This window comes from Thermophilibacter sp. ET337 (assembly GCF_024733715.1).
Taxonomy (GTDB): Bacteria; Actinomycetota; Coriobacteriia; order Coriobacteriales; family Atopobiaceae; genus Thermophilibacter.
On the sequence record NZ_JANRHO010000009.1, the window covers coordinates 1 to 12,528 of the forward strand.

Sequence of the window (12,528 nt, forward strand, 5' to 3'; positions counted from 1 at the left end):
TCGAGGGGCTCCGTTTGGCGGGTTGGTGGCTTGACGCCGGACGGCGGGGGAGTATCATCTCCGCATCCTATGAGAGGGGGCTCACGTGGAGGACGCGGTGCTCGAGGTGCGGGACCTCTGCTTTGGGTACGGTGACGTGCCGGTGTGGGAGGACGTGTCCTTCTCGCTGGCGGCGGGGCAGGTCGCCTTTCTGACCGGTCCCAACGGCGCGGGCAAGTCCACGCTCTTCCGCTGCCTTGCGGGCTGGCTGGAGCAGGACGCGGGGGAGATTCTGGTGACCGGCGAGCCCTTCACGGGGCGCACGCGCCTGGTACCCGGGACGCTCTCCCTCGTGCCGGACGTCCCCGCCTTCTACGACGACCTCACCGCCGCGGAGCACCTGGAGCTCGTGCTCGCGGCCAACCGCGCCGAGGACGCCCGGCCGCGCGCCGAGCGTCTGCTCGAGTGCTTTGGGCTTGCCGGCCAGGAGCGCCTGCCGCCCTCGGCATACTCCCGCGGCATGCGCGAGAAGCTTGCCCTCGTGCTCGCCCTCACGCTGCGACCGCGCGTGCTGCTGCTCGACGAGCCGCACGGCCCGCTCGACCGCGAGGCCTCGCTCACGCTCTCCCGGGAGCTCGCCGCCGCGGCGCACATGGGCACGGCGGTGCTCCTGAGCTGCCATCACGACGTTCCGGGAATCGAGCCCGACGTCTCGTTCGCGCTGCGTGACGGCGCCCTCGCAAGGGAGTCCTGAGGTGGGCGGCGGGGCACGCGGCGCTGGCCTGCGCACGCTCGTCCGCCTGGAGCGGCGCCACGTGCGCGCGAACGCCCGCTTCCTGCTCTTTGCCGCCGGGACGGACATAGACGAGGAGCGGGACTTCCTCGACCGAGCCTACCAGCTCTACCTGCTGATCTTCATGGTGATTTCACTCGCGCTCTCGTTTGCGCAGGTTCTTGACCTGGCGGGGCAGCTGCGCGAAGGCCTGGGGGTCACGGTCTCCGCGCGGCTTGCGCACCTCTTGCTCGTCCTTGCGCCGACGGCGGGTCTCGTGGCGTGGGGCGTCTCCGACCTGCGCGAGACCCCGCTGCGCCTGACCGCTCCCGACATCACCTGGCTCGCGCGCGTCGTGCGTCCCGAGGAGCTCTTCGTCGTGCGGCTCCTGCGCGACCTGCCGGTCATCGCGCTGGCCTCCGCGCTCGGTGGGGCCCTGCTCGGTGAGATTGCCTCCGACCACCTGGGTCTCTGGGCCGCCGCGTGCGCCGCCCTCATGCTGACCGCGCGGCTCTTTGCGCTCGACACCGCGCTGTCCCGCTCGGTCGCCGGGCCGCGCCGCCGCCGCGCGGCCACCGTCGTGGCTTACGTGATCGTGGCGGCCTCGGGTCTGGCGCTCCTGCTCGCAGCCGCGCCGCTCGCCGCGCTGCTGCCCCGGGCACTGTCCCTCGGCGCCTATTCCGTGGTCGTCGTCCTTCTCGCCGACCTGCTGCTTCTGGGTACGGCCGGCAACAAGTCCTGCTACGCGGACATGGCCTTCGTCATCGATGACAACGAGCTCTACGCCGCCCGCAGCTCGCTGCGCTTTCTCGCGCTCGTGGACGCCGGCGCCTACAAGGAGGCCTGCCGCCGTCGCCGCGCGCGCAGGAACCGTCGGGCGAGAAGAACCTGGCGCTTCCGGCCCGGGCGCCTGGCGCCCGTCTCCCACGCGCTCGCGTCGCTCGCGCGGCGCCCCTCGGCGCTCCTGGGGCTGCTCTCGGTGGGCGGTCTCCTGGTGCCCATGGGTGCGCTCGTCATGACGCTGCGACCCGGCGTGGGCGTGACGCTCTGCTGGCTCGTCTGCGCGTGCCTCTCCCTGCGCGAGCCGCTCGAGCTCGGGCACGTCTTCCGGGAGGACTGTCGCAACCGCCTCGTGCGCTCCCTGCTGCCGTTCGGCCGTCTTGAGCTGCTGGTGCTCGACGCGCTGCCCGCGCTCGCGGTGACGCTCGTGGCAAGCGGGGCTGTCGGCGGGTTCGCGGCGGCCGCGGTGGGGGCTGACCTGGCGCCCGTGGTCCTTCTTTGCTGCGCGCTCGACGTCCTTCTCGCACTGTCGTGTGGGCTTGACGACCCCGTGGCACCCGTGCGGCTGGGGTCCGTGCTGCTGACTGGCTTCTCGTTTGGCGCCGTGGCGCTGGTTGCCGTGGGGCTCGCGTCGCTTCTGGGTGCGGCTTTCGCGCTTGCGTGCGCCGCGCTGCTCGTGGTCCTTCTCGCCCGCGCGCTGCGGTAGTCCTCCGCGCTGCTCTCCCCAAATGCCCCACAGGGCTGATGGCGTGGAACGGGGGGGTGATGCAGGGTCCAACACAAGGTGGGGCATTCGCTCATTTAGCTTGGCGCGTCCCTTCCCGAGCGACGTCCGGTCGGTGCGTCTCGGCGCTCGCTGCCTTGAGTGTGCCTGCCGAGAGCAGCGCGCAGAGCACGGCTGTGCCGGGGAAGTTGAGCCAGATGCCCGTGAGCCCGAGCGGTTGCAGCACCACGAGCAGCGCGAGCGGGAAGACGAGCGCCGCGCTCACGGAGATGACTGAGGCCGGCAGCGGCTTGGCGATGCCGTTCATGTAGCTCTGCGTGGCGAAGGAGAGCCAGCGGAAGAGGTACGTGATGGTGAAGAGGCCGAGCGCGTCGCGCGAGAGGGCGAGCACCTCGCCCGCGGCGCCCCGGCGAAGAGCGCCGCCCCCAGTGCGGTGCCGAGCCCCACGATGAGCAGGACGGAGCAGGTGAAGGCGTTGTTGGCCTCCGCGCTCTCGCCGCTGCCGAGCAGCAGCGAGATCACGACCGACGATCCCACGCCGATGAGGTCCGACACGGCGAAGTTGATGACCACGAACGGCATGGCGAGGTTCGAGCCGCTTGAGCGCGGAGTTGATGGTCTGCGGGGGATAGTGCCAGTCCGCGCAGATGGCCGCCTGGGTGAGGTTGTTCCCGCCAAGGCTGATTACGTACAGGAGCCACAGCGCGGCGTCCGAGACGCCCGCGTGGCGCGCGTAGGCGTGATAGAGCTGCTCGAGCTCCTTGCTGGTGCGGTTGTAGGTGATGTGAATCGTGTCGCCCTACAACGACCTCGATTTTCTAGACACCGAAAACGACCCATCTACCTGTGACTATTTGCATCTCCGCAGGTAGATGGCTGCTTAGAAAATGCCGCCTGTTGCATGTTGCGGCGTCAACCGGACTCGCGATGCGCGGTTATTATCCTGTATGAGATGAGGGGGCGATTTGCGAGGAGGGGCCATGAACTACCGCAAGCTCGGCAGTACGGGACTCGAGGTGAGCGAGATCGGCTTTGGCGGCGAGTGGATGGACGGGTCGCCCGAGGAGGTGCTCGAGGTGGTGCGCGCCGCAGAGGAGGCGGGCATCAACATCCTCGACTGCTGGATGAACGACGCCACGCGCCGTTCCAACCTGGGTGACGCGCTCCAGGAGCTCGGCAGCCGCGAGCGCTGGGTCATCCAGGGGCACCTGGGGTCGGTCACGGTTGACGGGCAGTATACGCGCACGCGCGATCTGACGCTGGTAAAGCCGGCCTTTGAGGATCTTCTCGCCCGCTTCCACACCGACTACGTCGACTTGGGCATGATCCACTACGTGGACAAGGTTGAGGAGTACGAGCGGATCGTTCTGGGCGACAGCCCCTTCATGCGCTACGTGCGCGAGCTGCGCGCGGCGGGCACCATCCGCCACATCGGTCTCTCCACGCACAACACCGAGGTCGCGCGACGCGTCGCCGAGAACCCCGAGATCGAGACGATGCTCTTCTCGGTGAACCCGGCCTTTGACATGATGCCCGCGACCGAGAACCTCGATGACCTCTTTGGCGACTACACGGGCGTGGGGGAGGGCGGCATCAACGCCGACCGCGCCGAGCTCTACGCGCGCGCCGAGGAGACGGGCACGGGCATCACCGTCATGAAGGGGTACGCCGGCGGCCGTCTGCTCGACGCGGCGACCTCGCCCTTCGGCGTGGCGCTCACGCCCGTGCAGTGCATCCACTACGCGCTCACGCGCCCGGCGGTAGCGAGCATCATGGTGGGCTTCTCCACGCCCGCGCACGTGGTCGAGGCCATGGCCTACGAGACCGCCTCTGCCGAGGAGCGCGACTATGCGAGCGTGCTCGCCGGGGCGCCACGCCACGCCTACCTGGGTCAGTGCACTTACTGCGGCCACTGCGCGCCGTGCCCCAAGGGCATCGACATCCCCACGGTCAACAAGTTCTACGACCTCGCCGCCCTGCACAACGAGGTACCCGATTCTGTGCGCGACCACTATCGCGCGCTCGATGCCCATGCGGGGGATTGCATCGCCTGCCACGCGTGCGAGGGCCGCTGTCCCTTTGGCGTGAAGGTTGCCGACAAGATGGCCGCGGCGGCGGGGCTCTTCGGGCTCTAGCGAGAGGCGCAACGAGTGCGCGCGGGGAGGGGCTCAGCGAGAGAGCCGTGGTAGCACGCGCTCGATGAGCTCAGAGCCCCTGCCCTGCCCGTCCGTGCGATACACAAGATAGAACGTCGCGCGGGCGCTGGCGTCGCTGAGCGGGACCGCGACGCGGTTGTCGAGTCCGTCGGACTCGTGCGCCGTATACGGCCCCGAGGCATCCGTGCTGAACGCGAGCGCGTCGCTCGTCGGGAGCAGCATCTCGAACATCGAGCGGTCGTCCTGCCAGAGGAACGTGGCGTGCGGCAGCTCGCGCTCGACGATGCTGCGCCAGAAGCCGATGTTGGTGTATATGAGGAAGGTCTCGCCGTCGATGTCGCAAAAACGCAGCGTCTGTTTGCTCGCGAGCGGGTGCGTGCGCGGCAGGAGCACCGAGAGGCTCTCGGTCATGATGGGCTGCGAGATGAAGCCGGGAAGCGCGAGCGGGTTGAGCGTGATGGTGGCATCGAGCGTGTCCTCCATAAGACCGCGCCGCAGATGCTGCTCATCAAGGGATTCCGAAGCGACGATGGTGCCGGGCGTTGTCTCTACCACGAGCTGCGTGACGCGCCAGAGCGGGGCTGGAGCGCATGTGCCGATCCTCAGCGTGCGTCGGCGCGTCTCGAGCGAGGACAGTTCGTCTCGCATGCGCCGATAAGTGCGGAGCAGGTCGTCGGCGTAGTCTGCCGCGATGCGGCCCGCCTCGGTGAGCGCCGACCTGTTCGCGGTGCGGCGCAACAGGCCGCAGCCAAGCTCGTCCTCGAGCCGCCGGATGGAGCGGCTGAGCGCAGGCTGGGACATATGGAGCTCGGCGGCGGCGCGGGATATGGATCCCGTTCGTGCGACGCAGGCTATGTGCTCGAGCTGCTCGATGGTCATGGGTGTCTCCCGTGTTCTGGTGTGTCCTTCTCAGTATGCACGTTATGCATACTAACTGCTCGAATGCGTAGGGCGCGGCATTCGATTTTCGCAGCATGATGGTGGGGTCAAAGGACGGTGCGATTAGGCGAGAAGGGAATCTACCATGGCAAACGTTCAGACAGTGACGCTCAACAACGGCATCGAGATGCCGTGCGAGGGCTTCGGCGTGTTCCAGGTGCCGGACCCTGCGGTATGCAAGCAGGCGGTGCTTGACGCCATCGACTGCGGCTACCGCCTCATCGACACGGCGGCCGCCTACATGAACGAGGAGGCGGTGGGCACCGCCATCCGCGAGAGCGGCGTGGCGCGCGAGGAGCTCTTTGTCACCACCAAGCTCTGGGTGCAGGACGCAAGCTACGAGGGCGCCAAGGCGGCACTCCAGACCTCGCTCGACAAGCTCGGTCTTGACTACCTGGACCTCTATCTCATCCACCAGCCGCTCGGCGACTATGTGGGAGCCTGGCGCGCCATGGAGGAGGCGTATCGTGCCGGCACCGTCCGCGCCATCGGCGTGTGCAACTTCTACCCGGCGCGCCTGGCGGACTTCTGCGAGACCGTCGAGGTGACGCCTGCCGTGAACCAGGTGGAGCTGCACCCGTTCTTCTCGCAGGAGGCGGCGCTTGCCACGATGCGCGAGTACGGCGTGGTGCCCGAGGCGTGGGGCCCCTTCGCCGAGGGCAACCACGGCATCTTCACGCACCCCGTCCTCACCGCGATTGGCGAGAAGTACGGCAAGACTGCGGCGCAGGTGGCCCTGCGGTGGAACATCCAGCGCGGCGTGGTGGTCATCCCCAAGTCCGTGCACCGCGACCGCATGGAGCAGAACATCGACGTGTGGGACTTCGAGCTCACCGGCGAGGACATGGCGCAGATCGCCGGGCTCACCCTCGACCACAGCGAGATCGTGAACCACGACGATCCGGTGTTTGTGAAGATGCTCCACGGCGTGAGCAGCGTGAGGACTCGTCTTTAGCGACGCAGGCGGACAGGGGACGCTTTGCTGGGAGCATCGATGCTGCCGGCAAAGCGCCCCTTTCCGGAACGTGTGAATTATTTGAGCTACACGCGCACCACGTAGCCCTCCTTGCGCGGGGCGGCGGCGGGCTCGGGGCCGTCGGCGTAGCCCAGCGCGATGGAGCCTACGCCGCGCAGCGTCTCGGGCAGGCCCCACTCCTTGAGGAGCTCCTTGCCCTCCTCGCTGTCGAAGATCTCGCGCTCGCGGTGGATCCAGCAGCTAGAGAGGCCCACGGCGTGCGCCGCGAGCATGAGGTTCTCGAGCACGCAGGAGCCGTCCTCCACGAAGGTGCCGCGCTCGCCGTCGGCGAGCACCACCACGATGGCCGGCGCGCCGTAGTACGGGTCGGTGTCCTTGCCAATGACGGCGGCGTTGAGTGCGCGCAGGCGCTCGCGGGTCTCGGGGCTCGTCACCGCAACGATCACCGGAGACTGGTGCCCGCCGCCCGTGGGTGCGTAGGTGCCCGCCTCAAGCACGGTGTCGAGCAGCTCTTGGGGGACGGGGTCCGCCTTGTAGCTGCGCACGCTCCTGCGCGTCTTGATGAGGTTGATGAGTTCGTTCGCCATGCCATGTCCCTTCTCTCGCCGGACCCGTCGATACAGAAAAGCCGCCCACCTGCCCTAAGGCGGGTGAGCGGCGAAAAGATGATGGCGGCATCCGGAAAAATCCGCTGGGATTTTCGAGACCTATTATGGGAGCTCTCTGTGCCGCGTCAAGCGTCGACAAGGACTTCTCGCCGTCGCTTGACTTCTGCAGGCAAGGCCCGTACAGTCAATTCGTCTAAAATCGTGTGGACTTTTCTGGGCGCAAGCCACCTTTTTGCCGCACAACGGAGCTCCGGTTGTGCGGCTTTTTGCGCCGTCAATCACGTGATGACGCGCCAGCCTCCCTCCGAGAGCCCGAGACGCACAGGGCCGAAGCCTCGCGTTGCGGGGCGAGAGGAGGAACGGCTATGGAAAACGTGATCGATCGGCCGATGCCGTCTGCGGGGATGGCGCCCTCGGGACGCCGCCGGGCGGTGGCGGCACTCCAGGTGTTCGCGGGCGGCGCCTGCTATGGGGCGATGGCGACCACCTACAAGCTCGCCTACGCGGCGGGCTTCACCTCCGCGCAGGTGGTTGCAAGCCAGGCGTGGTTCGGCTTCCTGTTCTTCGGGCTCGCGGTGCTTCTCGGCCGTCTGCGCGGTGTGCGGTGGCAGCGTCTTTCCGGCAAGCAGGTGCTCGAACTCATGGGGCTCGGCGCCCTCACCTGCACCACTTCCATCCTGTACTGCTACGCCATGAGCGTGCTGCCCGCACCGGTGGCGCTCACGCTGCTCTTCCAGTTCACGTGGATGGGGCTCGTCTGGCAGACCATCATGACGCGCCGAGCTCCGCGCTTCGTGGAGGTCGCCTCGGCGGCGGTCATCGTGTTCGGCACCGTGTTCGCGAGCGGCGTCTACAGGACGGGGCTTGCGGGCTACGACCCGGTGGCCCTCCTCTGCGCGCTCGGCGCCGCCGTGACCTGCTCGCTCTTCGTGACGCTCTCCGGTAAGGTGAAGGCCCTCTGCTCCAACGAGCAACGCGGCCTCGTCGTGTGCCTGGGGGCGGGCGTCATGTCGCTCACCGTGTGCCCGGACTACCTGGTGTCGGGCGTCGTCTTCCAGGGCATCCTGCCCTTTGCCGCGGTCGCGGGCTTCTTCGGCCTCATGTGCCCCGTGCTGCTCTTTGGCCTGGGGTCGCCACACCTGCCCGCCGGCCTCTCAACCGTCATGGCCGCTGCGGAGCTTCCCGCGGGATTGTTTATCGCCATGGTCGTGCTCGGCGAGCCGCTCGGCGTCGTCGAGTGGCTGGGCGTGGTGGTGATTCTCGCGGGCGTGTGCCTCGCACAGGCTCCGAGCCTTCTCTCACGGCATACAATGCGGTGAGGCCATGCCGGAGGGCCCCGAGCGCGATGCCGTGGGGTTCCGTCGGTGGCCCGATCTGCCGGGAGAGCTGCGGGCGCCCGCTTACGCGCAGACCGGCTTCGCGAGCACCGTCCCCTCAGGGAACGCGCGGCGGAAGACCCAGCGGGAGAGCGGGCCCGCAACCAGCAGGTTCCACGGCAGCGCGGCGACGATGTTCCACGGGATGCTCGCGATCCACGTGGGCAGGATCATGGCGGGATCGCCCGCGTGCGTGAATGCCTCGAGCGCGCCGTAGAGCGACATGAAGAGCACCATGGGGAAGACCATCATCGTGCTGATGGCCAGCGTGATCGCAAGGCGGCCGCTCTTGCCCGGCGTCACCAGGAAGCGGAACGCAAACCACTTGGCAAACCGGCTGGCGAGAAGAACGTCCAGCAGCATCGCCACCACGTAGGCCGGCGGGAAGCCGAGCCATGTGTCGGCCAGCGTTCCGGAGCCGAAGCTCCAGCCATGCACGCGAGCGACGTTGTAGACGGACATCCAGAGCACCATGCAGAAGCACATGATGATCGTAAAGATGAGGCTCTCGCGTTTGTTGGTGGGCATGGGGGCAGACCTTTCTCGACGGGACCCGCGGGGCGGGCGAATGCGAGGAGCTACCCTACCAACTTTCCACGTCGCGCGTAAGCGGTGATTTTGTGGCGGACGCCCCTGCGCGACAGATGCCCCGGAGGGTTCTGTCGCACGCGGCTTGCGTCACGTCCACCCCAGGAGGTCGCGGATCACGCGGCTGGCGAGCATCTGGCCCATGATGGGCGGCAGGTAGCTCATCGTGCCGAGGAGCGACCCCTCGTGCATCCATTGTTCGTCGGAGATGCGCTCCATGCGGACCGGCTCCTCGTCCGAGAAGAGCACGCGCAGGCCGCGGATGCCTCGGCGGCGGCACTCCTTTCGCATGACGCGCGCGAGCGGGCAGTTGACGGTGTCCTCGATGGCGGCGAAGCGCAGGCGGCAGGGGTCGAGCTTGTTGGCGCCGCCCATCGCGGAGAGCTCGGGGACGCCGCGCTCCTGGCACCACTGCGCGAGGCACAGCTTCTGGGCCACGGTGTCGATGGCGTCCACCACATAGTCGAGCGGCCCCAGCCCGTCCATCTGCTCGGGCAGCGCGTTCTTGTCGAGAAACGCGGTCACGGCGGTGACGTCCGCCTCGGGGTTGATGTCGAGCGCCATGGCGCGCATGACCTCGGCCTTGGGGCGGCCTACGGTGCTCTGGAAGGCGAGCGCCTGGCGGTTGATGTTGCTCGGCGCCACGACGTCGCGGTCCAGCAGCACGAGGTGGCCCACGCCGCCGCGGGCGAGCGCCTCCGCGCAGCTCGAGCCCACGCCGCCGAGGCCGACCACGGCCACGCGCGCCGCCTCCAGCCGCGCGAGACCCTCGTCGCCGATGACGAGCCTCAGCCTGTCCGTCGCCGTCTCCGCCACCCTGCCTCCCGTCTGCCAATTGGGGACGTGTTATTTCATGCAGACAGTTTGGGACAGGTTTGGTCGCGCTGCAAGGCGCGTCTCCGTGAAAACCTGTCCCAAACTGTCTGCATGAAATAACACGTCCCCAATTGGCATCAGGCCCGTCCCAAACGAGCAGCGCGTTTGAACCCGTCCCATAATTGCGTTACCGGTTTGCGACGGGTCGGCCAGAGGCTGCTTTGCTCTGCTAAAGTGCGGCGCAACGAGGGAGGTCAGCATGCACAGAGAGTTTCTGATGGGCAACGAAGCCATGGCCGTGGGCGCGCTCGCCGCGGGCGTGAACGTGGTGGCCGGCTACCCGGGCACGCCGTCGACCGAGGTCCTTGAGGCCGTGGCAGGGCGTCGCGGCGAGGGCGTCTACGTGGAGTGGTCCGTGAACGAGAAGGCGGCGCTCGAGGTGGCGGCCGGCGCGGCGTACGCCGGGGCCCGGGCGCTCGTGACGATGAAGCAGGTGGGCCTGAACGTCGCCTCCGACCCGCTCATGAGCCTCTCCTACATCGGCGTCAAGGGCGGCATGGTCGTGCTCGTGGCCGATGACCCCGGTCCCATCTCCTCCCAGACCGAGCAGGACACGCGCACCTTTGCCGCCTACGCCAAGCTGCCGATCCTCGATCCCTCGAGCCCCACGGAGGCCTACGCGATGATGGGGGAGGCCTTCGACCTCTCCGAGGAGCTGGGCTGCCCCGTGATCGTGCGCCCCACCACGCGCGTCGACCACGGCTACGAGGACGTGGAGGTGGCCGACCCGGAGGAGTGGCGCGTCAACGAGCCCGAGGGCTTCGTCCGCGACCCCTCCCGCTGGGTCATCTTCCCCGCGCTCTCCGTGCGCGCGCACGCGGCCATCGAGAGGCGCGATGCCCTTCTCGCCGAGCGTCTCTCTCGCTACGCGAGAAACACCGTCCGACAGACGGCGGGACCGGACGCCCGTCCGCGCCTCGGCATCGCCACCCACGGCATCAGCGCGACCTACGTCGCGGAGAACCTGAGCGAGAAGGACGACGTCCGCGTTCTGCGCGTAGCCACCCCGTACCCCTTCCCGGAGCCCCTCGCGGCCGACTTCCTCGACGGCCTCGACGAGGTCCTCTGCGTGGAGGAGCTCGACCCCGTGATCGAACGCGCGCTGGTGGCGGCATGCGGCCGCCGCGGCCTTCACGTCAAGATCCGCGGCAAGCTCACCGGCGACATCCAGCCCTCCGGCGAGAACACCGTCGAGTCGGTAGGACGCGCCATCGACGCATTTCTCGGTAGGGAAGTGGCTGACGAGCCCGCGCCGGCGGGTTCTTCTCCTCGCGCAGTTTCGCAGCCGCGTAGCGGCGAGGACTGTTTGAGCACGGAGAAGAACCCGCCGGCGCCCCCCACGCTTCCCATCCGTCCGCCCGTCCTCTGCGCCGGCTGCCCGCACCGGGCGAGCTTCTACGCCGTCAAGCGTGCGATGCGCGGCCGCAAGACGCTCTTCTGCGGCGACATCGGCTGCTACACGCTCGGCAACGCCGCGCCGCTCGACATGGTGGACACGTGCCTGTGCATGGGCGCGGGCATCAACATCGCCCAGGGTGTCACGCACGTGGAGTCCGACACCGTCGCCTTTGCCTTCGTGGGCGACTCCACCTTCTTCGCGTCCGGCATAACCGGCGTGGTCAACGCCTTCTACAACCAGGCCAACATGACGCTCGTCGTGCTCGACAACTCCACCACGGCGATGACCGGTCATCAGCCGCATCCGGGCACGGGCCGCACGATGATGGGCCAGGTCGTGGAGAAGGTCAGCATTGAGCGGGTCCTTCTCGCCATCGGGCTCACGGTGGTGGAGACCGTGGACCCGCTCGACCACGAGCGCGCCGTCGAGACCGTGCGCCGCGTCGCGGACGAGCCGGGCGTCAAGGCGATCATCTTCCGGAGCCCGTGCGTGGTGCTCGCCAGACCCAAGGCGACGAGCGTCGTGGACGTCGAGAAGTGCGTCGGCTGCCAGCGCTGCGTGCGGGAGCTTGGCTGCCCCGCGCTCGTGCCGAATTCCGCGACGGGCAGGGTTCGCATCGACTCCGCGCAGTGCACGGGCTGCACCCTCTGCGAGCAGATCTGCCCCACGCATGCCATCTCGGGAGGTGAGCGCCTGTGAGCGAGAACGCAAGGAGCACGGACATCATCCTCGCGGGCGTGGGCGGTCAGGGCGCGGTCCTCGCGTCCAAGCTGCTCGCCCGCGCCGCCATGGAGCGGGGGCTTTCCGTCAAGACCGCCGAGACCATCGGCATGGCGCAGCGCGGCGGCTCGGTCTTCAGCCACGTGAGGCTGGGGGAGGGCGCGGTCTCGCCACTGATCGGCCGCGGTCGCGCCGACGCGATCGTCGCCTTCGAGCCCGCCGAGGCCGTGCGCCAGCTGCCCTTCCTGCGCGCGGGCGGCGTGGTCGTCACCAGCGACGCCCCGGTGATCCCGGTCTCGGCGGCAACCGGCGGTCCCGCCTATGACCTGCCCGCCATCATGTCCTATCTTCGCGAGCGCGTGGGCGAGAAGAACCTCGCGGTCGTGGACGCAGCGGCGGCGGAGGCTGCGCTCGGCACCGCTCGAGCCCTCAACGTCGTCCTTCTCGGCGCTGCGGCTCGCGCCGGCGCGCTCGGCCCCGTCACCGCGGACGACCTCGCGGCGGCCGTCCGCGCCACCGTGAGCCCCCGCTTCCTTGACCTCGACCTCCGCGCCCTGTCAATTGGACCTGCAAATTGGGGACAGTCCCCAAATAGCAGCAAATTGGGGACTGTCCCCAATTAACAGAGGAGCCTG

General features: G+C 68.4%; 13 protein-coding genes. 8 read left to right on the forward strand and 5 right to left on the reverse strand.

Translation table 11 applies throughout. The annotated features are described in order from the left end of the window. Window positions 1–85: 85 nt before the first annotated feature. Both NW198_RS08015 and NW198_RS08020 read left to right on the forward strand, forming a co-directional pair. Window positions 86–733, forward strand: coding sequence for an ABC transporter ATP-binding protein (locus NW198_RS08015; RefSeq protein WP_258340696.1), 648 nt, complete (start codon window positions 86–88; stop codon window positions 731–733). A gap of 1 nt (window position 734) precedes the next feature. Then, complete coding sequence (locus tag NW198_RS08020) at window positions 735–2,237, forward strand: hypothetical protein (RefSeq protein WP_258340697.1); 1,503 nt, start codon at window positions 735–737, stop codon at window positions 2,235–2,237. Window positions 2,238–2,328: 91 nt separating this feature from the next. On the opposite strand, the gene NW198_RS08025 is transcribed toward NW198_RS08020, so the two are convergent. Next, window positions 2,329–2,646, reverse strand: a complete 318-nt coding sequence (locus NW198_RS08025) for a hypothetical protein (protein WP_258340698.1) — start codon at window positions 2,644–2,646, stop codon at window positions 2,329–2,331. A gap of 57 nt (window positions 2,647–2,703) precedes the next feature. Between NW198_RS08025 and NW198_RS08030 the strand changes: the two genes are divergently transcribed. Together NW198_RS08030 and NW198_RS08035 are read left to right on the forward strand one after the other, a co-directional pair. Beyond that, a complete protein-coding gene (locus NW198_RS08030) occupies window positions 2,704–3,105 on the forward strand; it encodes a hypothetical protein (protein ID WP_258340699.1) in 402 nt (133 codons plus the stop codon). A gap of 130 nt (window positions 3,106–3,235) precedes the next feature. Next, entirely contained in the window at window positions 3,236–4,390 is a 1,155-nt protein-coding gene (locus tag NW198_RS08035; protein WP_258340701.1) for an aldo/keto reductase, read from the forward strand. Window positions 4,391–4,423: 33 nt separating this feature from the next. On the opposite strand, the gene NW198_RS08040 is transcribed toward NW198_RS08035, so the two are convergent. After that, complete coding sequence (locus NW198_RS08040) at window positions 4,424–5,290, reverse strand: LysR family transcriptional regulator (protein ID WP_258340702.1); 867 nt, start codon at window positions 5,288–5,290, stop codon at window positions 4,424–4,426. A 145-nt stretch (window positions 5,291–5,435) separates the two neighbouring features. Between NW198_RS08040 and NW198_RS08045 the strand changes: the two genes are divergently transcribed. Continuing rightward, entirely contained in the window at window positions 5,436–6,305 is an 870-nt protein-coding gene (locus NW198_RS08045) for an aldo/keto reductase (RefSeq protein WP_258340703.1), read from the forward strand. Window positions 6,306–6,391: 86 nt separating this feature from the next. On the opposite strand, the gene NW198_RS08050 is transcribed toward NW198_RS08045, so the two are convergent. Next, window positions 6,392–6,913, reverse strand: a complete 522-nt coding sequence (locus NW198_RS08050; protein ID WP_258340704.1) for a nitroreductase — start codon at window positions 6,911–6,913, stop codon at window positions 6,392–6,394. 386 nt (window positions 6,914–7,299) lie between these two features. Between NW198_RS08050 and NW198_RS08055 the strand changes: the two genes are divergently transcribed. Further along, a complete protein-coding gene (locus tag NW198_RS08055; protein ID WP_258340705.1) occupies window positions 7,300–8,253 on the forward strand; it encodes a DMT family transporter in 954 nt (317 codons plus the stop codon). An 81-nt stretch (window positions 8,254–8,334) separates the two neighbouring features. Here NW198_RS08055 and NW198_RS08060 read toward each other — a convergent pair whose 3' ends face one another. Both NW198_RS08060 and NW198_RS08065 read right to left on the reverse strand, forming a co-directional pair. After that, the gene (locus NW198_RS08060) at window positions 8,335–8,838 is read right to left on the reverse strand and encodes a DUF2798 domain-containing protein (RefSeq protein ID WP_258340706.1); all 504 of its coding nucleotides are present in this window, start codon (window positions 8,836–8,838) and stop codon (window positions 8,335–8,337) included. Window positions 8,839–8,988: 150 nt separating this feature from the next. After that, window positions 8,989–9,714, reverse strand: coding sequence for a tRNA threonylcarbamoyladenosine dehydratase (locus NW198_RS08065; protein ID WP_258340707.1), 726 nt, complete (start codon window positions 9,712–9,714; stop codon window positions 8,989–8,991). A 259-nt stretch (window positions 9,715–9,973) separates the two neighbouring features. Here NW198_RS08065 and iorA point away from each other — a divergent pair, with 259 nt between their 5' ends. Together iorA and NW198_RS08075 are read left to right on the forward strand one after the other, a co-directional pair. Then, window positions 9,974–11,872, forward strand: coding sequence for an indolepyruvate ferredoxin oxidoreductase subunit alpha (gene iorA, locus NW198_RS08070; RefSeq protein ID WP_258340708.1), 1,899 nt, complete (start codon window positions 9,974–9,976; stop codon window positions 11,870–11,872). Next, on the forward strand, window positions 11,869–12,516 hold the full coding sequence (locus NW198_RS08075) for an indolepyruvate oxidoreductase subunit beta (RefSeq protein ID WP_258340709.1): 648 nt from the start codon (window positions 11,869–11,871) through the stop codon (window positions 12,514–12,516). The genes iorA and NW198_RS08075 overlap by 4 nt, the downstream gene beginning before the upstream one ends. Window positions 12,517–12,528: the final 12 nt, after the last annotated feature.